We start from the raw sequence: 21,571 nt of genomic DNA on the forward strand, positions 1-21,571 counted from the left end.
CCGCCTTTTAGGCGGCAACAGGCACACTTAGCCTGTTAGCCGCTTTCAACAGGTTTAAACACATCGCCTTCAGATGGCTTTGCGCACTCACTTTGAGCAGACCAAAATAGGCTGCCCGGGCGTAGCGGAATTTACGGTGCAGCGTACCGAAGCTTTGTTCGACCACATAACGGGTCTTCGACAAATATCGGTTGCGTTTGGTTTGCACTTCCGTCAGCGGACGGTTGCGGTGGGCTTTGCGCATAATGCCGTCCGGTAACCGATGCTCTTCCAGATGTTGCCGGTTTTCCTTGCTGTCATAGCCTTTATCGGCATAGACGGTCGTACCTTCGGCAATGCCCTTCAACAAAGGGGACAGATGGTTGCACTCATGGGTATTGGCGGGGGTAATGTGCAGTTTCTCGATATAGCCTTCCTCATCGGTGCGGGTATGTTGTTTGTAACCGAGTTTGTAGAGACCGTTTTTCTTTGTCCAACGGGCATCTTTGTCCTTACTCGGTGTGGTTTGGCTGCTGACTTGTCCTTCTTCATCGACTTCTATGGCCTGACGCTGTTTGCTGCCGGCGGTTTGAATAATGGTGGCGTCAATGACGGCGGCGGATGCCTTCTCTACTTTTAGGTTTTTTTCAGTCAGTTGGCGGTTAATCAGTTCCAGCAATTCGGACAGGGTGTCGTCTTGCGCCAGCCAGTTACGGTAGCGGCATAAGGTGCTGTAATCGGGGATGCTCAGTTCGTCAAAACGACAAAACAGGTTGAAATCGATGCGGATGATGAGGCTGTATTCGAGTTCGGGATCGGAGAGGCTGTGCCATTATCCGAGCAGGACGGCTTTGAACATGGACAACAGGGGATAGGCGGGACGGCCGCGGTGGTCTCTAAGGTAACGGGTTCTTTGACGATTCAGGTACTGTTCGATCGGTTGCCAATCAATCACCTGATCCAACTTCAATAGTGGGAAGCGGTCGATGTGTTTGGCGATCATGGCTTGTGCGGTTTGCCGGAAGAAGGTGCTCATGGGAAATCCCCTAAATGTCTTGATGGGAATTTAGGGGATTTTGGGGAATTTTGCAAAGGTCTCTTAATGTGAATCCGTCAAACCGCAAAAATGACGACAAAACCGACTCCTCCGCCCTTGCGCCAAGCCCCAACCTTTCGTCTAAACCCCTTATAAAAACAATACAATTCGGCTACAATAGCCCTTTGCATTTTTTCAGACGACCTTAGCGAAACGTCGTCTGAAACCGAAATACCGAAACCATAGAGAATCACAACATGACCGATTACAGCAAAACCGTAAACCTGCTCGAAAGCCCGTTTCCGATGCGTGGCAACCTCGCCAAGCGCGAGCCTGCGTGGCTGAAAAGCTGGTACGAGCACAAACGCTATCAAAAACTGCGCGAAATCGCCAAAGGCCGTCCGAAATTCATCCTGCACGACGGCCCGCCGTATGCCAACGGCGACATCCACATCGGTCATGCCGTCAACAAAATCCTCAAAGACATCATTATCCGCAGCAAAACCCAAGCCGGCTTCGACGCACCTTATGTGCCGGGCTGGGATTGCCACGGCCTGCCCATCGAAGTGATGGTGGAAAAGCTGCACGGCAAAGACATGCCCAAAGCGCGTTTCCGCGAATTGTGCCGAGAATATGCCGCCGAACAGGTTGCCCGCCAGAAAAAAGACTTCATCCGTCTGGGCGTGTTGGGCGACTGGGACAACCCCTACCTGACCATGGATTTCAAAACTGAGGCAGATACCGTGCGTATGCTCGGCGAAATCTACAAATCGGGCTATCTCTACCGCGGTGCGAAACCGGTTCAGTTCTGCTTGGACTGCGGCTCTTCGCTGGCGGAAGCAGAAGTGGAATACAAAGACAAAGTATCTCCTGCGATTGACGTTGCCTATCCGTTTAAAGACACCGCCGCGCTTGCCGCCGCATTCGGTTTGGCAGGCATCGAAGGTAAAGCGTTTGCCGTTATCTGGACGACCACGCCTTGGACGCTGCCTGCGAGCCAAGCCGTATCTGCGGGTGCGGACGTGGTGTATCAATTAATCGATACGCCCAAAGGCAAATTGGTGCTGGCGAAAGATTTGGCAGAAGACGCGCTCAAACGCTACGGTTTTGCTTCAGACGACCTCAACGTCCTCGCGGAAACCACCGGCGACAAGCTGGAAAACCTGCACATGAATCATCCGTTCCTCGAACGCGATATTCCCATGCTCAACGGCGAACACGTTACCACCGACGCCGGTACGGGCTTGGTGCACACCGCCCCCGCGCACGGTTTGGAAGACTACGCCGTCTGCAACAAATACGGTATCGAGCTTTACAACCCCGTCAACGCCGAAGGCAAATACATCAGCGAAACGCCGCGCGTCGCAGGCATGAGCGTTTGGGAAGCGAATCCCGTCATCCTGCAATGGCTGGAAGAAACCGGCAACCTCTTGGCAAGCAGCAAAATCGAACACAGCTACGCCCACTGCTGGCGCCACAAAACCCCGCTGATTTACCGCGCGACAGGCCAATGGTTTATCGGCATGGACAAAGCCGGAAGCGACGGCAAAACCCTGCGCGACAAAGCCATCAAAGCCGTGGACGACACCGAATTCTTCCCGTCTTGGGGTCGCGCGCGCCTCGAAGCCATGATCGAAGGCCGCCCCGACTGGGTCGTTTCGCGCCAACGCTATTGGGGCACGCCGATGACCTTCTTCGTCCACAAAGAAACGGGCGAGCTGCATCCGAACTCCGCCGAACTTTTGGAGAAAGTAGCACAACGTATCGAAGAAAAAGGCATCGAAGCATGGTTCTCACTCGATAAAAGCGAATTGTTAAGCGCAGAAGACTGCGAAAACTACGACAAACTTTCCGACACGATGGACGTATGGTTCGACTCCGGTTCGACCCATTACTCCGTCTTGAAACAGCGCGAAGAATTGGACTGGCCTGCCGACCTCTACCTCGAAGGCAGCGACCAACACCGCGGCTGGTTCCAATCCTCCATGCTGACCGGCTGCGCCTCATCCATGGGACGCGCCCCGTACAAACAGCTTCTGACCCACGGTTTCGTGGTTGACCAAAACGGCCGCAAAATGTCGAAATCCATCGGCAACGTCGTCGCGCCGCAAGAAGTCTATAACGAATTCGGCGCCGACATCCTGCGCCTGTGGGCGGCATCCACCGATTACAGCGGCGAATTGGCGATTTCCAAAGAAATCCTCAAACGCGTCACCGAAAGCTACCGCCGCATCCGCAACACCTTGAGCTTCCTGTTTGCCAACCTCAGTGATTTCGACCCGTTTGAACACGCCGTACCGCAAGCGGACATGGTCGAAATCGACCGCTACGCCTTAGTGTTGGCGCGCCAACTGCAAGAGCGTTTGGCGGGTGACTACTATCCACGCTACGCCTTCCACTTCGCCGTGAAAGACATCGTCGCCTTCTGTTCGGAAGACTTGGGCGCGTTCTACCTCGACATCCTGAAAGACCGCCTCTACACCACCCAAGCCGACAGCCACGCCCGCCGCAGCGCGCAAACCGCCCTGTACCACATCACGCGCAGCCTGGTTCTCTTGATTGCACCGATTTTGTGCTTCACCGGCGAAGAAGCATGGGACATCATCGGCGGCGGCGAAGAAGACAGCGTCCTCTTCCACACCTGGCACGAGTTCCCGCCCATCAACGAAAAAGCCGAAGCCGAACTGGTGAAAAAATGGACGGCAGTCCGCGAAGCCCGCGAAGCCGTAACCGCCGCCATCGAGCCTTTGCGCGCCGACAAAACCGTCGGTTCGTCCTTGCAGGCAGAAGCCGAAATCACCGCACCGGAAGCCACCGCCGACTACCTGAACGCCTTGGGCGAAGAATTGCGCTTTGCCCTCTTGGTGTCCAAAGCCGAAGTCAAAACCGGCAGCGAACTTGCCGTTACCGCCAAAGCCAGCGACGGCGAAAAATGCGAACGCTGCTGGCACTACACCCACGACATCGGCACAGTCGCAGGTCATGAAACCATCTGCAAACGTTGCGCCGAGAATGTGGACGGCAAAGGCGAAGAACGGCATTACGCTTAAGTGCTGCCGACATTTGATTTTCGAAGTGGATTTTTGTTTGAAAAGCGGCAAAATCAAGCTGGAAACCGCAGCAAGATTGGATACCTTGCGAGAATTTCCAACGCAGAAGATGCCGCTTTAAGAACAAAAAGATACAGAAATTATTGAATATCGACAGACTCTCAGGTCGTCTGAAAAAAGGTCGTCTGAAAACCAAGATACAGGTTTTCAGACGACCTTTGCTATGGCGGAACGGCTTTACGCTTCGACCGGTTTGCCGCGCAGGGAGAAGGTGTAGGCTTCGGTGATTTCCAAATCGATCATTTGGTTGATCATATCGGGCGTGCCGGTGAAGTTGACCACGCGGTTGTTGGCGGTACGGGCTTGGAGCTGGTCGGGGTCTTTTTTGGAGATGCCTTCGACCAGACAGCGTTGTACGGTGCCGATCATGGTTTGGTTGATGCGGGCGGTTTCGGCTTCGATGACTTCGTTCAGGGCTTCGAGGCGGCGCACTTTTTCGGCGTGCGGGGTGTCGTCCGGCAGGTTGGCGGCAGGTGTACCGGGGCGCGGGCTGTAAATGAAGACGAAGCTCAAATCGAAGGCGATGTCTTTCACCAGCTTCAGGGTTTGCTCGAACTCGCGCTCAGTTTCACCGGGGAAGCCGACGATGAAGTCGCTGCTCAGGCACAAGTCGGGGCGGATGGCGCGCAGTTTGCGGATGATGGATTTGTATTCCAAGGCGGTGTAACCGCGTTTCATCGCGCTCAATACGCGGTCGGAACCGCTTTGAATCGGCAGGTGCAGGTGCGACACCAGCTTGGGCAGGTCACGGTAGCACTCGATAATCGAGTCGGTAAACTCGCGCGGGTGACTGGTGGTGAAGCGCATACGCTCGATGCCGGGGATTTCGTGAACGATACGCAGCAGGGTGGCGAAGTCGCAGATTTCGCCGTCTTCCATTTCGCCGCGATAGGCGTTGACGTTTTGTCCCAAGAGGTTGATTTCTTTAACGCCTTGCTGGGCGAGGTTGGCAATTTCGGTCAAAACGTCGTTCAGCGGGCGGGAGAATTCTTCGCCGCGGGTGTAGGGGACGACGCAGAACGAGCAATATTTGGAACAGCCTTCCATGATGGACACGAATGCTGCGCCGCCTTCGACGCGGGCGGGCGGCAGGTGGTCGAATTTTTCGATTTCGGGGAAGGAAATATCGACTTGCGACAGGCCGCTGGTTTCTTTATCCACAATCATTTTGGGCAGGCGGTGCAGCGTTTGCGGGCCGAAGACGACGTCCACATAAGGCGCGCGTTTGATGATGTTTTCGCCTTCTTGGGAGGCGACGCAGCCGGCAACGCCGATGATGAGGTCGGGATTTTTTTCTTTGAGCGGGCGCACGCGGCCTAAGTCGGAGAACACTTTTTCCTGCGCTTTTTCGCGCACGGAGCAGGTGTTGAAGAGGATGATGTCGGCTTCGTCGGCTTCGGTCACTTGTTCGATGCCGCCGTTTTCTTCGGCGAGTACGGCAAGCATTTTTTCGCTGTCGTATTCGTTCATTTGGCAGCCGAAGGTGCGGATAAATACTTTTTTCATGGTTTGTGTCTTTCTCAGGTAGCCCGTAATTGCGGGGCTGATTGTTATGGAAATCTCGATTTCAGACGACCTTGAGGAAGGCTTGGCAGGTCGTCTGAAACACTGATTCGTCAGGGCGCAAAAATGCGCGGTTGCGCTGCTGCGGCTGCAACAGCCAACCACGCGGTGTGTGTTTGGGTCGTCTGAAACGGGCAGGCCGCGGCTTATTGCGCGTCTTGCTTAATCTCGTCGCGGACTTCTTTTTGCGCGGTAAAACGGGAGGCTTCGTCGTCGGTCAAAACCCATACTTCACGCACGAGGGCGTTGGTGTCGTTGTGTTTGAAGGCGATGGTTTTGCCGGTTTTGCTCGCCAGCCGCCCCATCGGGATGAAGCGGTCGTTTTCGTCGTGGATTTTGGTGAAACGGGTAATCTGCAGCTTGGCGGAATTGCCGTCGGCAAGGCCCAGCGTCAAGAGGCGCGTCCATGAGAAGCCGCCACGGCTTACTTTCAGATAAGGCAGTTCGACCTGTTTCAAAACCGCCGCGTCCATATCGCTCGGCAGCTTGCGCTGGGCGGCGTAGGAGACGGTGGAAACCAAAAGGGTAAGCATTAAAATGAATCCGCGTAACATGATGTTTTCTTTATGGTATAAATGGGTGCGGATTATAGCACAAACGCTTCAAATATGAACAGAGTGATTGTTTTTACAGAACAATTTTCATTTTCAGATACGGCGTTGCGCCGTGGCGGTTTGGGCTTTCGGGGTCGTCTGAAACGGCTGGCGCGGGCAATCTGATGATAAAATACCGCTTATTTTTCAGACGACCTCAGAAAGAACCCGCTATGAACCGTAACGAAATCCTGTTTGACCGCGCCAAAGCCATCATCCCCGGCGGCGTGAATTCCCCCGTCCGCGCATTCGGCAGCGTCGGCGGCGTGCCGCGCTTCATCAAAAAAGCCGAAGGCGCGTATGTTTGGGACGAAAACGGCACGCGCTACACCGATTACGTCGGTTCGTGGGGGCCTGCGATTGTCGGACACGCGCACCCCGAAGTCATCGAAGCCGTGCGTGAAGCCGCGTTGGACGGTTTGTCGTTCGGCGCGCCCACCGAAGGCGAAATCGTCATCGCCGAAGAAATCGCTAAAATCATGCCGTCCGTCGAACGGCTGCGCCTCGTCAGCTCCGGCACCGAAGCGACCATGACCGCCATCCGCCTCGCACGTGGCTTTACCGGACGCGACAAAATCATCAAATTCGAAGGCTGCTACCACGGCCATTCCGACAGCCTGCTCGTCAAAGCCGGCAGCGGCCTGCTCACCTTCGGCAACCCGTCTTCCGCAGGCGTTCCCGCCGACTTTACCAAACACACCTTAGTCCTCGAATACAACAACACCGCCCAACTCGAAGAAGCGTTCGCCCGCAACGGCGACGAAATCGCCTGCGTCATCCTCGAACCCTTCGTCGGCAATATGAACCTGGTCCGCCCGACCGAGGCTTTCGTCAAAGCCCTGCGCGAATTGACCGAAAAACACGGCGCCGTGTTGATTTACGACGAAGTGATGACCGGCTTTCGCGTCGCGCTCGGCGGCGCGCAGTCGCTGCACGGCATCACGCCCGACCTGACCACGATGGGCAAAGTCATCGGCGGCGGTATGCCGCTTGCCGCGTTCGGCGGACGCAAAGACATCATGGAATGCATTTCCCCGCTAGGCGGCGTGTATCAGGCAGGTACATTATCAGGCAACCCGATTGCCGTCGCCGCCGGCTTGAAAACGCTTGAAATCATCCAGCGCGAAGGCTTCTACGAAAACCTGACCGCCTTGACCCGCCGCCTCGCCGACGGGCTTGCCGCCTCCGCCAAAGCGCACGGCATCGAGTTCACCGCCGACAGCGTGGGCGGTATGTTCGGCCTGTATTTCGCCGCCCATGCCCCGCAAAACTACGGCGACATGGCGCGTTCCAATATCGACGCCTTCAAACGCTTCTTCCACGGCATGCTCGACCGCAACACCGCCTTCGGCCCGTCCGCCTACGAAGCAGGCTTCGTCTCCGCCGCGCACATGCCCGAGCTGATTGACGAAACCATCGCCACCGCGCATCAAGTGTTTGCGGAAATGGCGAAATAAGGCGAAGCGCATCCGCAGAAGCAGGTGTGATTTATAGTGGATTAAATTTAAATCAGGACAAGGCGACGAAGCCGCAGACAGTACAGATAGTACGGAACCGATTCACTTGGTGCTTCAGCACCTTAGAGAATCGTTCTCTTTGAGCTAAGGCGAGGCAACGCCGTACCGGTTTAAAGTTAATCCACTATACATAGCAAAGGTCGTCTGAAAACCTAGATTTAGGCTTTCAGACGACCTTTCTCTTTACCCTACCCTTTCAAACCATCGCTTGATACAACGCAATCATCAGCGGCATGGTGATGACGCACAGCAGCGTGGTGATGCCGTAAATCGCGCTGGCTTTACGGGCGTTCTGACCATAAACCATCGCCATTTGGGTAACGGTGGATGCGGCGGGGCTGACGGTGGCGAGGAAGCTGATGAGGACGACGGTATCGCTGTGTCCGCCCAAGTGTGCAATGCCTAAAAGTTTGACAAACACCAGCAGAATCAGTGGGATAAGTATCAGACGTAGGAGGGCGACGAGGTAAATCCGTTTGGAGAGGACGATTTCTTTGAGCGGCAGCGAGGCAATCAATATTCCGGCAACGAGCATGGCGACCGGGCCTATCATGCCGCCGACGGTGGCGAGCGTGTTGTCGATGATGTGCGGCAGTTTGATTTGGAAGGCAAACATTAACACGCCGATAAAGATGGAAAGGATGTTGATGTTGGTCAGTACGGTTTTCCACGCAAGATTGCCGCGCCCGCAAAGCAGCAGGCGCAAGTGCGTCCAGAAAAGGAACATTTGGACGATGATAAAACCGCTGGTGTAAATCACCCATTGCGGTCCGAAAATGGACATCACCAGCGGGATGATGAGGTTGCCGGAATTGGTGTAAACCGTGGCAGCGTGTTCGAGCGTGTCGAGCTTGAACAGGGTTTTGAAAAGCCTGCCCAGCGCAATCAGCAGGATATGGAACACGACCGCCAAGGCAACCGAGAGTTTCAGTCCGTCAATGATATCGGGCGTGTTCTCGATTTGGAAGGCGTGAATCATTACCGACGGGCTGATGAGGTAGAGCGCGATGACGGAGAGTGTGCGGCTGTGTTCGGAATTCAGGAGCTTAAACTTCACCAACGCCATGCCCATCAGGACAATCAGGGTCAGCTCGGTGATTTTGCCGGCAAGGAGCAGGGCGGTTTCCATAGCTTATCCGTATCTGAATATAGAAAAGGAATTTTATAGCAAATCGCAGCTTTCGTTATCCATAAAGCCCCAGTTTTCCAAGCTATATCGCCATCACTATGCAGACTCCTATAAATAAAAAGCAAAAGGGTCGTCTGAAACCTATTTAAGCCTTATGCCAGAATACCAGAGCCTTGCCGACAACAAGTACATCATCCTCATACGCAAGAGAATTCTTTACAAAAATTAAAACATTTACTTGTAGTAGCAAAATGCCAAATGCATCCGAATAATCAAATTAAAATACCGTTCGTCGCTTTTTCCCCACAAATTGATAAAAATAGAAATTTAAAATATTTTCTACCAAACAAGGTAATACCCATCAAAAAAACCCAAAAATCAAATTAAAATATCATATATTTCATATGCTTATTATTCTATTGCCATTTATTGCATCAAAATACATTTCAAAAAAATCGAAGAATACAGGCCTATGCGCCCCTGTTCCCACCATAAAAATTGACACAAGCCTTGATTTTTAATTTCGTACTTTTACAATATGCATTGAAACTTTTCTTGGCGATTATTAAGTTCCAGCCCGAAACGGCATAATCCTTTTACAGTTTACGGGGAGCCGCCGGAAAAGCATCAACGTCCTTACACCCACCATACAAAGGTAAAAAACATGAAAAAATTCAATGTAAAAGTATTGAGCATGGCTGTTACGGCAGCCGTAGCAAGCGGCGCAGCGGGAGCGGCTGAACAAAACTTTGCAGCAGCGGTTGGCGGCAAAGACGATCAAGGTCAAGCAGCGTTTTTTACTGTCTTCGGCGAAGGCACAACATATGATAAAGATACCGGTAAGCTGACTTTCAAAAAAGATAACGATGCTCTGCTTTTGAAAACCTTAGAGTTAGAACAAACCATTAATGGTTTTGCTTCCGGTTCGGATTTCATCACAACTGATGCCAAAGGTAACAAAACCGTCCGTAAAGCCACCAATGAAGATATCGAAGCCGACAGCCTGAAAGGTGTGGGTTTGGCAGGCCGCCTTGACAACTTGGCAAATGCTTTAGATGATCAAGACGAAACCATCGAAGAACTGAAAACTGCCATTACCACCAATGGTACTCGTATTGCCGAAGTTGCCAAAGGTGTGAATGATCTGAATGAATCAGTCGCCGATATGGGTAAAGACATTTCCGACCAATTTGACGCAATCGGCGAAGACGTAACCGCAGTAAACACCCGTGTGGATACTTTGGAGCAAGACACAGCAGATGCCAAAGCCGCTGCCAAAGCCGCCGAAGACAAAGTAACCGAACTTTCTGCCAACGTTGACAGCAAAGTAAAAGAAGCCAAAGATGCCGCCGATAAAGCAGTGGATGCTGCTTCTAAAATTGACGCAGTCGCCGATAAAGCCGACAAGGCAAGCAAAGGCGTAGCAGGTCTGACTGAAGCTTTGGACGCCAACCGTAAAGATATTGATGCCAATAAACAAGGCATCGTTGACTTGGCGAAGGGCTTGCAGCTTGCTGCAGAGGCTGTAGAAGACAATCGTAAAGAAATTGATGCTAATAAAGCGGCAATCGCTGAAAATACTGCCAAACTTGAAGAGCAAAAAGAAGCTAACGAAGGCTTCAACAATGCGATCGCCAGCTTGGATAAAGACATCGGTGATCTCGCATTAGCCGGTAAAGCAGCAGCTGACGCTTTAGAAGCTAACCGTCAAGACATCGACGCCAATAAAGCAGCAATCGCTGAAAATACTGCCAAACTTGAAGAGCAAAAAGAAGCTAACGAAGGCTTCAACAATGCGATCGCCAGCTTGGATAAAGACATCGGTGATCTCGCATTAGCCGGTAAAGCAGCAGCTGACGCTTTAGAAGCTAACCGTCAAGACATCGACGCCAATAAAGCAGCAATCGCTGAAAATACTGCCAAACTTGAAGAGCAAAAAGAAGCTAACGAAGGCTTCAACAATGCGATCGCCAGCTTGGATAAAGACATCGGTGATCTCGCATTAGCCGGTAAAGCAGCAGCTGACGCTTTAGAAGCTAACCGTCAAGACATCGACGCCAATAAAGCAGCAATCGCTGAAAATACTGCCAAACTTGAAGAGCAAAAAGAAGCTAACGAAGGCTTCAACAATGCGATCGCCAGCTTGGATAAAGACATCGGTGATCTCGCATTAGCCGGTAAAGCAGCAGCTGACGCTTTAGAAGCTAACCGTCAAGACATCGACGCCAATAAAGCAGCAATCGCTGAAAATACTGCCAAACTTGAAGAGCAAAAAGAAGCTAACGAAGGCTTCAACAATGCGATCGCCAGCTTGGATAAAGACATCGGTGATCTCGCATTAGCCGGTAAAGCAGCAGCTGACGCTTTAGAAGCTAACCGTCAAGACATCGACGCCAATAAAGCAGCAATCGCTGAAAATACTGCCAAACTTGAAGAGCAAAAAGAAGCTAACGAAGGCTTCAACAATGCGATCGCCAGCTTGGATAAAGACATCGGTGATCTTGCCTCGGCAGGTAAAGCTGCGATGGAAGCTTTAGAAGTTAACCGCCAAGACATTGATGCCAATAAAGCGGCAATTGAAACTAAAGCCGACAAAGCTGACTTCGAAGAATTGGCAAAATACACTGACAATATGGGCAAAAAAGTTAACGACATCGGTGATGAAGTAACTGCCCTGAGCGATGCAACTAACGCAGCTATCACTCGTCACGATAAAGACATCGTTGACTTGGCACAAGCAGGTCTGAAAGCAACTGAGGCTTTGGAAGCCAACCGTAAAGATATTGATGCCAATAAACAAGGCATCGTTGACTTGGCGAAGGGCTTGCAGCTTGCTGCAGAAGCTGTAGAAGACAATCGTAAAGAAATTGATGCCAATAAAGCGGCAATTGAAACTAAAGCCGACAAAGCTGACTTCGAAGAATTGGCAAAATACACTGACAATATGGGCAAAAAAGTTAACGACATCGGTGATGAAGTAACTGCCCTGAGCGATGCAACTAACGCAGCTATCACTCGTCACGATAAAGACATCGTTGACTTGGCACAAGCAGGTCTGAAAGCAACTGAGGCTTTGGAAGCCAACCGTAAAGATATTGATGCCAACAAAGCAGCAATTGACACCAACAAAGAAGCAATTGCAACCAAAGCCGACAAAGCTGATGTTGACGAATTGGTGAAATACACTGCCGACATGGGCAAAAAAGTTAACGACATCGGTGATGAAGTAACTGCCCTGAGCGACGCAACTAGCGCGGCTATTACTCGTCACGATAAAGACATCGTTGACTTGGCACAAGCAGGTCTGAAAGCAACTGAGGCTTTGGAAGCCAACCGCAAAGATATTGATGCCAATAAACAAGGCATCGTTGACTTGGCGAAGGGCTTGCAGCTTGCTGCAGAAGCTGTAGAAGACAATCGTAAAGAAATTGATGCCAATAAAGCGGCAATCGCTGAAAATACTGCCAAACTTGAAGAGCAAAAAGAAGCTAACGACGGCTTCAACAATGCTATTGCCAGCTTGGATGAAGACATCATTACTTTGAAAAAAGCAGATTTGGCTGCAGCTGATGCTTTGAAGGCTCACCGCACAGATATCGATGCCAACAAAGCAGCAATTGAGACCAAAGCTGATAAGACTGCTGTAGAAAGCGTAAGAACAATAGCTGTTGAAGCTCAAAAATCAGCTCAAGTGGCAAAAGGTGCTGTTGAAGTTGCCCAAAAATCTGCCGAAACTGCTGACAGCCATGCCAAAGCTGCACAAACCGCTGCTGCCAAAGCTCAAGAAAGTGCCGATACCAATGCGGTACAAATTGCAGCCAATACTAAGCAAATCGATACTAACAAAACCGATATTGCTGCATTGCAAACTGCAAATGGTCAACACGCTGCAGGTATTGCTAAAAACTCAGCACGCATCGATAGCCTGGATAAAAACGTAGCGAACCTGCGTAAAGAGACCCGCCAAGGTCTGGCAGCACAAGCAGCCCTCAGCGGCCTGTTCCAACCTTACAGCGTCGGTAAATTCAATGTTACTGCTGCTTTGGGTGGTTTCAAATCTGATACCGCAGTTGCTGTGGGTGCAGGTTATCGCTTCAATGAAAACTTTGCAGCTAAAGCCGGTCTTGCAGTGGGTACCTCTTCAGGCGGCTCTGCATCTTACAACGTAGGTTTGAACTACGAATGGTAATATTCTTCGTAGAACTGACCTAAATTGACCCGCAGCTTCGGCTGCGGGTTTTTTATGCATTTAATCTTTGAAAGAAAAAATGCCCAAAGGTCGGCGGATTCGCATTTGAAGTGCAACTTTCCATAACAGAAAAAGGCCAGTATGCGGTAGCATACGGCCTTTCCTGCAAGAAAGATTGCCATGAGCTACACACAACTGACCCAAGACGAACGATACCATATCCAATACCTGTCACGCGACTGCACCATCGCCGAAATCGCTAAACAGCTTAACCGCCACAAAAGCACCATCAGCCGCGAAATTAAACGGCACCGTGCCCAAGGACAGCAATACAGCGCCGAGAAAGCCCAGCGGCAAAGCCGGACTATCAAACAGCGTAAGCGACAACCCTATAAACTCGATTCGCAGCTCATTCAACACATCGACACCCTTATCCGCCGCAAACTCAGTCCCGAACAGGTATGTGCCTACCTGAATAAACACCACGGGAGACCTTTGCAAAATTCCCCAAAATCCCCTAAATTTCCATCAAGACATTTAGGGGATTTCCCATGAGCACCTTCTTCCAGCAAACCGCACAAGCCATGATTGCCAAACACATCGACCGCTTCCCATTATTGAAGTTGGATCAGGTGATTGATTGGCAGCCGATCGAACAATACCTGAACCGTCAAAGAACCCGTTACCTTAGAGACCACCGAGGGCGTCCCGCCTATCCCCTGTTGTCCATGTTCAAAGCCGTCCTGCTCGGACAATGGCACAGCCTCTCCGATCCCGAACTCGAACACAGCCTCATCACCCGCATCGATTTCAACCTGTTTTGCCGTTTTGACGAACTGAGCATCCCCGATTACAGCACCTTATGCCGCTACCGCAACTGGCTGGCGCAAGACGACACCCTGTCCGAATTGCTGGAACTGATTAACCGACAACTGGCCGAAAAAAACCTAAAAGTAGAGAAAGCATCCGCCGCCGTCATTGACGCCACCATTATTCAGACCGCCGGCAGCAAACAGCGTCAGGCCATAGAAGTCGATGAGGAAGGACAAGTCAGCGGACAAACCACACCGAGTAAAGACAGCGATGCCCGCTGGACAAAGAAAAACGGCCTCTACAAACTCGGTTACAAACAACATACCCGTACCGATGAGGAAGGCTATATCGAGAAACTGCACATTACCCCCGCCAATACCCATGAGTGCAACCATCTGTCCCCTTTGTTGGAAGGCATTGCCGAAGGTACGACCGTCTATGCCGACAAAGGCTACGACAGTAAGGAAAACCGGCAACATCTGGAAGACCATCAGTTGTTAGACGGCATTATGCGCAAAGCTCACCGCAACCGTCCGCTGACGGAAGCGCAAACCAAACGCAACCGATATTTGTCGAAGACCCGTTATGTGGTCGAACAAAGCTTCGGTACGCTGCACCGTAAATTCCGCTACGCCCGGGCAGCCTATTTTGGTCTGCTCAAAGTGAGTGCGCAAAGTCATCTGAAAGCGATGTGTTTGAACCTGTTGAAAGCGGCTAACAGGCTAAGTGTGCCTGTTGCCGCCTAAAAGGCGGCCCGGATGCCTGATTATGGGGTATCCGGGGAGGATTAAGGGGGTATTTGGGTAAAATCAGGAGCAATTAGGGGCGGAAATAGACGAAAACCTGTGTTTGGGTTTCGGCTGTCGGGGGAACAGGTGAAGAGGGGTATTTTGCAAAGGTCTCCACGGGATCACACTCCATCACATGTAGAAAATCGTCGCGTTGTTTACACAACAGGTTGAGAAAAATAAGCCTGCAAGACCTCAAACGGCGTATCGCCGTTCAAACTGCGGTGTGGCTTCACAGTGTTATAAAAATTAACAAAGCGGCACAACTCCTTTTGCCGGTGTTCCGGACTCTCAAACGACTGTTTCTCATGCCACATCTCCATCAGGGTACGGATAACCCGCTCCGCCTTACCGTTGGTCTGCGGACGGGCAACCCGGGTAAACTTTTGACCAATCCCGTTCTCGTAACAGGCTACACCGAAAGCATGGTTGGCCGAGCCTTTGTATTCCGTACCGTTGTCGGAGTAAACGCACTCAATCAGGTATGGGCTGGGATCAATCAGGTGTTCGGTCAGAAACTTGGCGGCACTGTCTGCGGTTTTGTCCGGCAAAATGGCGGCGTATAGCTCCCTTGAGAAATCGTCGATGGCGACAAACAGGTAATCCCGCTTATCGGTGGCTTTCTGCCCTTTGAGCAGCGGCAGCCGTTTGGTATCGAGATGTACCAGCTCTCCGGGATAGGATTTATTGTAGCGTTTGGCCTGCCTTTTGAGTTTTTCCTGAATGCCGCGTTCTACCTTGGCCAGGCGTTTCATTCCGTACTTTGCCTGTTTGAAACGGTTGTTGGTACTGGTTTGCGGTTTGAGCAGCTTGGCCCTTGCGGCTTTAAGGGCGCGGTAAATGGTGACGCGGCTGACTTGGTAGCGGCGTGCCAGAGAGGTAACGCTTTCCTTTTCCTGCGTGTAGGCCAGCCAAATGGCTTGTCGGTGGTGCGGGGTGAGGCGGGTGTTTTTGTGCATGTTCATGTTTCAGTATTCTCCTGGAAATACTGTAAACAACGCTACTGGTTTCTACACATCACAGCACCGTTTACCGCTACCTCCGCCAAGACAAAAGCAACGGCGGCACTTTGTGGCAACATCTCAGAATATGCAGCAAACCCTACCGCAAACGCTACGGCAGCACATGGACCAGAGGCAAAGTGCCCGACCGCGTCGGCATAGAAAACCGACCTGCTATCGTCGACCGGAAAACCCGCATCGGCGATTGGGAGGCCGACACCATCGTCGGCAAAAATCAGAAAAGCGCGTTATTGACCTTGGTCGAACGCGTTACCCGCTACACCATCATCTGCAAATTAAAGAACTTAAAAGCCGAAGACACTGCCCGGGCGGCCATTAGGGTATTAAAGGCATATAAAGCCAGAGTCCACACCATCACCATGGATAACGGCAAAGAGTTCTACCAACACACCAAAATAGCCAAAGCATTGAAGGCGAAAACCTATTTTTGCCGCCCTTACCATTCTTGGGAGAAAGGGCTGAATGAGAACACCAACGGACTCATCCGGCAATATTTCCCCAAACAAACCGATTTCCGAAATATCAGCGATCGGGAGATACGCAGGGTTCAAGATGAGTTGAACCACCGGCCGAGAAAAACACTTGGCTACGAAACGCCAAGTGTTTTATTCTTGAATCTGTTCAAACCACTGATACACTAGTGTTGCACTTGAAATCCGAATCCAAGGTCGTCTGAAAACCCAACTCTGATTTTCAGACGACCTTTTCTCAAATCATTTCAACCGAAATGTTGACAATTTTTCACCCGATAACAAAGCGTTTTCAGTATAATACCGCCCGCAAATTTCCTTTTTTTTTGAAAAGCATAAATCATGACTACTTCAAATCAAAATGTGCTGGAGCGTATATTCAATTTACGCGCAAACGGCACGAATGTACGCACGGAGCTGATGGCAGGTCTGACCACCTTCCTCGCCATGTGCTACATCATCATCGTCAATCCGCTGATTCTCGGCGAAACGGGCATGGACATGGGCGCGGTATTCGTCGCTACCTGCATCGCTTCCGCCATCGGCTGCTTCGTGATGGGCTTCGTCGGCAACTATCCGATTGCGCTCGCTCCGGGCATGGGTTTGAACGCCTATTTCACCTACGCCGTCGTCAAAGGCATGGGCGTACCCTGGCAGGTGGCTTTGGGCGCGGTATTCGTTTCCGGCATCATTTTCATTTTATTCAGCTTTTTCAAAGTGCGTGAAATGCTGGTGAACGCGCTGCCTATGGGCTTGAAAATGTCGATTGCCGCCGGTATCGGGCTGTTTCTGTCGCTGATTGCGCTCAAAGGTTCCGGCATCATCGTCGCCAGCGACGCGACTTTGGTGAAGCTGGGCGACATCCACCAACCTGCCGCACTCTTGGTATTGGCGGGCTTCGCCATGGTGGTGGCTTTGGGACATTTCCGCGTCAAAGGTGCGATTATCCTGACCATTCTGACGATTACCGCCATTTCCACCCTGCTGGGCTTGAGCGAGTTTAAAGGCGTGGTTGGCGAAATTCCGAGCATCGCGCCGACTTTCATGCAGATGGATTTCAACGGCCTCTTTACCCTCAGCATGGTCAGCGTGATTTTCGTCTTCTTTTTGGTCGATTTATTTGACTCCACCGGCACGCTGGTCGGCGTTTCCCACCGTGCGGGCCTGCTGGAAGACGGCAAACTGCCCCGCCTGAAACGCGCCCTGTTCGCCGACTCGACCGCGATTGTCGCCGGTGCCGCACTGGGTACGTCTTCAACAACGCCGTATGTCGAAAGCGCGGCGGGCGTATCCGCAGGCGGCCGCACGGGGCTGACCGCCGTAACCGTCGGCGTATTGATGCTGGCGTGTCTGATTTTCTCGCCGCTGGTACAGAGCATCCCCGGCTTCGCCACCGCGCCCGCGTTGCTCTACGTCGGTGCGCAAATGCTGCGCAGCGCGCGTGAAATCGACTGGGACGATATGACCGAAGCCGCTCCCGCTTTCCTGACCATCGTGTTCATGCCGTTCACCTATTCGATTGCCGACGGCATCGCCTTCGGCTTCATCAGCTACGCCGTGATTAAACTTTTATGCAACCGCATCAAAGACGTGCCGCCTATGGTGTGGATAGTCGCCGTATTGTGGGCATTGAAATTCTGGTATTTGGGAGGATAATGCTCCATTTGTAGAAAAGTCGAGACCTTTGCAAAATTCCTTTTTCCCCCGACAGCCGAAACCCCAAACACAGGTTTTCGGCTGTTTTCGGCTGTTTCCGCCCCCAATCACTCCTTATAGTCAATTAAAAACAAAATAGCACAATACTCAACTTTGAAGGTCTAACCATGGCATACTCTGCGGACTTAAGAAACAAAGCTTTAAACTATTACAAACAATGCAAAAACATCAGCCAAACCGCAGCAACGTTTAACTTGTCAAGAAACACGCTTTACCTGTGGATTCGCCTTAAAAAACAAACAGGCAGCCTAAAACATCAAGTTACCGGTCTAAATGCCGTCAAATTGGATAGGCAAAAACTGGCTCAATATGTTGGGCAACACCCGGATGCCTATCTGCATGAAATCGCCAAACATTTTGATTGTACGCCAGCCGCCGTTTGCTATGCACTCAAACAGATGGGGATGACGCGCAAAAAAAGACCACCACTTACAAAGAACAAGACCCGGCCAAAGTAACGCATTATTTGACACAGCTGGCCGAATTTTCCGACTACCAACGTGTTTATTTGGATGAAACAGGATTTGACCGCTACCTGTTCCGTCCCTATGCCCGCAGCCCGAAAGGGCAAATAGTGAAAGCGCAGATAAGTGGAAAAAGATACCGACGCTTATCTCTGGTGTCCGCACAAGTCGGCAACCGGCTGATTGCTCCGATGGTTTATCAAAATACGATGACCGGAGTCTTTTTTGAAGCGTGGTTTCAGCAATGCCTACTGCCCGCATTGACTCAAAAATCGGTGATTATTTTAGATAATGCACGATTTCACCGTATGGGTGTCTTACGGGAAATGGCGGAAAAATGGGGACATAAGGTATTGCCTCTTGCACCTTATTAACCTGAGCTCAACCCGATTGAGAAGGTGTGGGCGAATATTAAGCGGTATCTGCGAACCGTATTGAGACCTTTGCAAAATTCCTTTTCCCCCGACAACCGAAACCCCAAACACAGGTTTTCGGCTGTTTTCGGCTGTTTCCGCCCCCAATCACTCCTTAATTCTACCCAAATACCCCCTTAATCCTCCCCGGATACCCCATAATCAGGCATCCGGGCCGCCTTTTAGGCGGCAACAGGCACACTTAGCCTGTTAGCCGCTTTCAACAGGTTCAAACACATCGCTTTCAGATGACTTTGCGCACTCACTTTGAGCAGACCAAAATAGGCTGCCCGGGCGTAGCGGAATTTACGGTGCAGCGTACCGAAGCTTTGTTCGACCACATAACGGGTCTTCGACAAATATCGGTTGCGTTTGGTTTGCGCTTCCGTCAGCGGACGGTTGCGGTGAGCTTTGCGCATAATGCCGTCTAACAACTGATGGTCTTCCAGATGTTGCCGGTTTTCCTTACTGTCGTAGCCTTTGTCGGCATAGACGGTCGTACCTTCGGCAATGCCTTCCAACAAAGGGGACAGATGGTTGCACTCATGGGTATTGGCGGGGGTAATGTGCAGTTTCTCGATATAGCCTTCCTCATCGGTACGGGTATGTTGTTTGTAACCGAGTTTGTAGAGGCCGTTTTTCTTTGTCCAGCGGGCATCGCTGTCTTTACTCGGTGTGGTTTGTCCGCTGACTTGTCCTTCCTCATCGACTTCTATGGCCTGACGCTGTTTGCTGCCGGCGGTCTGAATAATGGTGGCGTCAATGACGGCGGCGGATGCTTTCTCTACTTTTAGGTTTTTTTCGGCCAGTTGTCGGTTAATCAGTTCCAGCAATTCGGACAGGGTGTCGTCTTGCGCCAGCCAGTTGCGGTAGCGGCATAAGGTGCTGTAATCGGGGATGCTCAGTTCGTCAAAACGGCAAAACAGGTTGAAATCGATGCGGGTGATGAGGCTGTGTTCGAGTTCGGGATCGGAGAGGCTGTGCCATTGTCCGAGCAGGACGGCTTTGAACATGGACAACAGGGGATAGGCGGGACGCCCTCGGTGGTCTCTAAGGTAACGGGTTCTTTGACGGTTCAGGTATTGTTCGATCGGCTGCCAATCAATCACCTGATCCAACTTCAATAATGGGAAGCGGTCGATGTGTTTGGCGATCATGGCTTGTGCGGTTTGTTGGAAGAAGGTGCTCATGGGAAATCCCCTAAATGTCTTGATGGGAATTTAGGGGATTTTGGGGAATTTTGCAAAGGTCTCAGGTCGTCTGAAAAAAGTTTTCAGACGACCTTTTATATATAACTAGTAGCTCATACTCTACTTAATTAATATCAGTTAAATGTGTATACAAACCATTCAGTAATAGCCGCACAAACTCTCTTAAAGCCGATATACGGAACAGTTTTTATCTGCACCAGAAAAATAGTTTTTCGTAACATCATCACAAGAACTAGCACTACTCTCACAAATAAAAGTCGTTAGAGATTCATTAATCTTTATTACCCTAGGTTCTTTATTCTTATCTAATGCAACTGCTTTTAAAGTAAATTTCCCATCTAACGCGCCTCTAGCAAGCCCATTAGGATAAATACAAAAGTTTTCTAAACTCCGAGAGTTAGGCAAATCAGGCCACGCTGTAGAAGTTTTCTTGAAACTACCATTCTGCTGATAAAATCGTTCCATAAACTGAGCACTCTCAACAAGCGCTGCCAGAGCCTGACGTATTTCAGAGTCTCTAATATATTTTTGATAACTTGGATAAGCTATTGAAGTTAAAATCCCAATTATTGCAATTACAAAGATTAATTGAGTAAGAGAATACCCTTTACAATTTTCTTTATTCATCATTTATTACCTATTAATAATTTCATCACCCAATTTCAATATATATCCTTTCATAATAAGATCTTTTGGGTTTACAACACTTACTTTCAGACCAACTAAAGCCGCCCATATTTTCTTCCGAGCAGAATAGAAGCCTACATCTCAAACTCCTTGTCCTAATGCTTCCGGTTAATTTACTTTTGAATAGTGTTTTTAGCTTTTGTGTTTGCAGGTGCGGGCGCGACGGTTGCTTCGGCCTTCAGTTTGGAGAAGATACCCTCGCCGATGCCTTTAACGTTTTTGAGCTCTTCCACTGATTTGAAGGCACCGTGCTGCTGGCGGTAGTCCACAATGGCTTTCGCTTTGGCCGGGCCGATGCCGGGCAGGGCTTCCAATTCGGAAGAAGAGGCGGTATTGATGTTGACGGCTGCCAGCGACAGCGAGGCGGTCAGAACGGAGAGTGCGGCAAAGAGGAATTTTTTCATAAGGGCGTTTTCCTATCATTTCGTTAATATGGACGGCACCGCCGTGGAGGCGTTACCACTAAATATTTTATTATCATATGCTTCTCATCATTTTAATTCAAACAATTTTAAATATTTCCGACTTCACTATCCCCAAATGTATTTATTCTGCAACATTCTCCAACTTACTTCAATTCCGGAGCGGCCTCCTCCCACATCAATAAAGCCCATCCTTCTGCAACCGGATCATCCGGAATATTACCCCACTCCACCGCCGCCATACAGGGTAATGATATTCGCCAAACCGAAACAATACAAAGTAAAAGCCCCCGACATCTGTCGGGGGCTTAGGATAGGTGTTTGGCAGTGACCTACTTTCGCATGGAAGAACCACACTATCATCGGCGCTGAGTCGTTTCACGGTCCTGTTCGGGATGGGAAGGCGTGGGACCAACTCGCTATGGCCGCCAAACTTAAACTGTACAAAT

General features: G+C 50.7%; 13 protein-coding genes, 1 rRNA gene and 8 pseudogenes. 10 read left to right on the forward strand and 12 right to left on the reverse strand.

Annotation, left to right across the window (positions count from 1 at the left end):
- Window positions 1-7 precede the first annotated feature (7 nt).
- Window positions 8-1,015 (reverse strand): annotated as a pseudogene (locus NM96_09955) (IS5/IS1182 family transposase).
- Between the two features lie 143 nt (window positions 1,016-1,158).
- Window positions 1,159-1,269, reverse strand: a pseudogene (locus tag NM96_09960) (recombinase).
- Window positions 1,270-1,272: 3 nt separating this feature from the next.
- Between NM96_09960 and NM96_09965 the strand changes: the two are divergent.
- Window positions 1,273-4,065, forward strand: a complete 2,793-nt coding sequence (locus NM96_09965) for an isoleucine--tRNA ligase (GenBank protein ID AVR79603.1) — start codon at window positions 1,273-1,275, stop codon at window positions 4,063-4,065.
- A gap of 237 nt (window positions 4,066-4,302) precedes the next feature.
- Here the strand turns inward: NM96_09965 and NM96_09970 are convergent, their stop codons facing one another.
- Both NM96_09970 and NM96_09975 read right to left on the reverse strand, forming a co-directional pair.
- Entirely contained in the window at window positions 4,303-5,631 is a 1,329-nt protein-coding gene (locus NM96_09970; GenBank protein AVR79604.1) for a tRNA (N6-isopentenyl adenosine(37)-C2)-methylthiotransferase MiaB, read from the reverse strand.
- A gap of 203 nt (window positions 5,632-5,834) precedes the next feature.
- A complete protein-coding gene (locus tag NM96_09975; protein ID AVR79605.1) occupies window positions 5,835-6,242 on the reverse strand; it encodes a hypothetical protein in 408 nt (135 codons plus the stop codon).
- 212 nt (window positions 6,243-6,454) lie between these two features.
- Here NM96_09975 and hemL point away from each other — a divergent pair, with 212 nt between their 5' ends.
- Window positions 6,455-7,738, forward strand: a complete 1,284-nt coding sequence (gene hemL / locus NM96_09980; protein ID AVR79606.1) for a glutamate-1-semialdehyde-2,1-aminomutase — start codon at window positions 6,455-6,457, stop codon at window positions 7,736-7,738.
- Between the two features lie 50 nt (window positions 7,739-7,788).
- Here hemL and NM96_09985 read toward each other — a convergent pair.
- Together NM96_09985 and NM96_09990 are read right to left on the reverse strand one after the other, a co-directional pair.
- Window positions 7,789-7,930, reverse strand: a pseudogene (locus NM96_09985) (IS5/IS1182 family transposase).
- A gap of 64 nt (window positions 7,931-7,994) precedes the next feature.
- Window positions 7,995-8,927, reverse strand: a complete 933-nt coding sequence (locus NM96_09990; GenBank protein ID AVR79607.1) for an autotransporter — start codon at window positions 8,925-8,927, stop codon at window positions 7,995-7,997.
- Between the two features lie 1,165 nt (window positions 8,928-10,092).
- On the opposite strand from NM96_09990, the gene NM96_09995 reads away from it, so the two are divergent.
- The 3 genes and pseudogenes from NM96_09995 (at window position 10,093) to NM96_10005 (ending at window position 14,675) form a co-directional block, all read left to right on the forward strand.
- A complete protein-coding gene (locus tag NM96_09995) occupies window positions 10,093-13,116 on the forward strand; it encodes an outer membrane insertion C- signal (protein ID AVR80320.1) in 3,024 nt (1,007 codons plus the stop codon).
- 180 nt (window positions 13,117-13,296) lie between these two features.
- A pseudogene (locus NM96_10000) lies at window positions 13,297-13,602 on the forward strand (IS30 family transposase).
- 65 nt (window positions 13,603-13,667) lie between these two features.
- A complete protein-coding gene (locus tag NM96_10005; GenBank protein AVR79608.1) occupies window positions 13,668-14,675 on the forward strand; it encodes an IS5/IS1182 family transposase in 1,008 nt (335 codons plus the stop codon).
- 41 nt (window positions 14,676-14,716) lie between these two features.
- Here NM96_10005 and NM96_10010 read toward each other — a convergent pair.
- Together NM96_10010 and NM96_10015 are read right to left on the reverse strand one after the other, a co-directional pair.
- A pseudogene (locus NM96_10010) lies at window positions 14,717-14,830 on the reverse strand (filamentous hemagglutinin).
- A 45-nt stretch (window positions 14,831-14,875) separates the two neighbouring features.
- On the reverse strand, window positions 14,876-15,682 hold the full coding sequence (locus NM96_10015; protein AVR79609.1) for an IS481 family transposase: 807 nt from the start codon (window positions 15,680-15,682) through the stop codon (window positions 14,876-14,878).
- 50 nt (window positions 15,683-15,732) lie between these two features.
- Here NM96_10015 and NM96_10020 point away from each other — a divergent pair.
- From NM96_10020 to NM96_10035, 4 genes and pseudogenes are all read left to right on the forward strand, one after another.
- A pseudogene (locus NM96_10020) lies at window positions 15,733-16,380 on the forward strand (IS30 family transposase).
- A gap of 171 nt (window positions 16,381-16,551) precedes the next feature.
- Complete coding sequence (locus tag NM96_10025) at window positions 16,552-17,865, forward strand: NCS2 family permease (GenBank protein AVR79610.1); 1,314 nt, start codon at window positions 16,552-16,554, stop codon at window positions 17,863-17,865.
- A gap of 22 nt (window positions 17,866-17,887) precedes the next feature.
- Window positions 17,888-17,981: pseudogene (locus tag NM96_10030) on the forward strand (SAM-dependent DNA methyltransferase).
- 51 nt (window positions 17,982-18,032) lie between these two features.
- Window positions 18,033-18,847 (forward strand): annotated as a pseudogene (locus tag NM96_10035) (IS630 family transposase).
- A gap of 137 nt (window positions 18,848-18,984) precedes the next feature.
- Here the strand turns inward: NM96_10035 and NM96_10040 are convergent.
- Complete coding sequence (locus NM96_10040) at window positions 18,985-19,992, reverse strand: IS5/IS1182 family transposase (GenBank protein ID AVR79611.1); 1,008 nt, start codon at window positions 19,990-19,992, stop codon at window positions 18,985-18,987.
- Between NM96_10040 and NM96_10045 the strand changes: the two genes are divergently transcribed.
- Window positions 19,945-20,097: an NAD(P)H-flavin oxidoreductase gene (locus tag NM96_10045; GenBank protein ID AVR79612.1), complete on the forward strand. Its 153-nt coding sequence runs from the start codon at window positions 19,945-19,947 to the stop codon at window positions 20,095-20,097. The two genes, NM96_10040 and NM96_10045, sit on opposite strands and share 48 nt — an antisense overlap.
- Window positions 20,098-20,175: 78 nt before the next feature.
- On the opposite strand, the gene NM96_10050 is transcribed toward NM96_10045, so the two are convergent.
- The 3 genes from NM96_10050 to rrf all read right to left on the reverse strand — a co-directional run bounded on the left by NM96_10050 (window position 20,176) and on the right by rrf (window position 21,555).
- On the reverse strand, window positions 20,176-20,640 hold the full coding sequence (locus NM96_10050) for a type IV pilin protein (GenBank protein ID AVR80321.1): 465 nt from the start codon (window positions 20,638-20,640) through the stop codon (window positions 20,176-20,178).
- 173 nt (window positions 20,641-20,813) lie between these two features.
- Window positions 20,814-21,104 (reverse strand): topoisomerase, encoded by a 291-nt coding sequence (locus tag NM96_10055; protein ID AVR79613.1) that lies wholly within the window; start codon window positions 21,102-21,104, stop codon window positions 20,814-20,816.
- A gap of 337 nt (window positions 21,105-21,441) precedes the next feature.
- Window positions 21,442-21,555 (reverse strand): 5S ribosomal RNA (rrf, locus tag NM96_10060).
- Window positions 21,556-21,571 lie beyond the last annotated feature (16 nt).

It is taken from the genome of Neisseria mucosa (assembly GCA_003028315.1).
GTDB classification, from domain to species: Bacteria; Pseudomonadota; Gammaproteobacteria; order Burkholderiales; family Neisseriaceae; genus Neisseria; species Neisseria mucosa.

What these genes read in the sequence shown, in the direction of transcription:
- NM96_09965 (AVR79603.1), top strand. Translation starts at nt 1,273, where the DNA reads ATGACCGATTACAGCAAAACCGTAAACCTGCTCGAAAGCCCGTTTCCG.
- NM96_09970 (AVR79604.1), bottom strand. Translation starts at nt 5,631, where the DNA reads ATGAAAAAAGTATTTATCCGCACCTTCGGCTGCCAAATGAACGAATAC.
- NM96_09975 (AVR79605.1), bottom strand. Translation starts at nt 6,242, where the DNA reads ATGTTACGCGGATTCATTTTAATGCTTACCCTTTTGGTTTCCACCGTC.
- hemL (AVR79606.1), top strand. Translation starts at nt 6,455, where the DNA reads ATGAACCGTAACGAAATCCTGTTTGACCGCGCCAAAGCCATCATCCCC.
- NM96_09990 (AVR79607.1), bottom strand. Translation starts at nt 8,927, where the DNA reads ATGGAAACCGCCCTGCTCCTTGCCGGCAAAATCACCGAGCTGACCCTG.
- NM96_09995 (AVR80320.1), top strand. Translation starts at nt 10,093, where the DNA reads ATGGGTAAAGACATTTCCGACCAATTTGACGCAATCGGCGAAGACGTA.
- NM96_10005 (AVR79608.1), top strand. Translation starts at nt 13,668, where the DNA reads ATGAGCACCTTCTTCCAGCAAACCGCACAAGCCATGATTGCCAAACAC.
- NM96_10015 (AVR79609.1), bottom strand. Translation starts at nt 15,682, where the DNA reads ATGAACATGCACAAAAACACCCGCCTCACCCCGCACCACCGACAAGCC.
- NM96_10025 (AVR79610.1), top strand. Translation starts at nt 16,552, where the DNA reads ATGACTACTTCAAATCAAAATGTGCTGGAGCGTATATTCAATTTACGC.
- NM96_10040 (AVR79611.1), bottom strand. Translation starts at nt 19,992, where the DNA reads ATGAGCACCTTCTTCCAACAAACCGCACAAGCCATGATCGCCAAACAC.
- NM96_10050 (AVR80321.1), bottom strand. Translation starts at nt 20,640, where the DNA reads ATGAATAAAGAAAATTGTAAAGGGTATTCTCTTACTCAATTAATCTTT.
- NM96_10055 (AVR79613.1), bottom strand. Translation starts at nt 21,104, where the DNA reads ATGAAAAAATTCCTCTTTGCCGCACTCTCCGTTCTGACCGCCTCGCTG.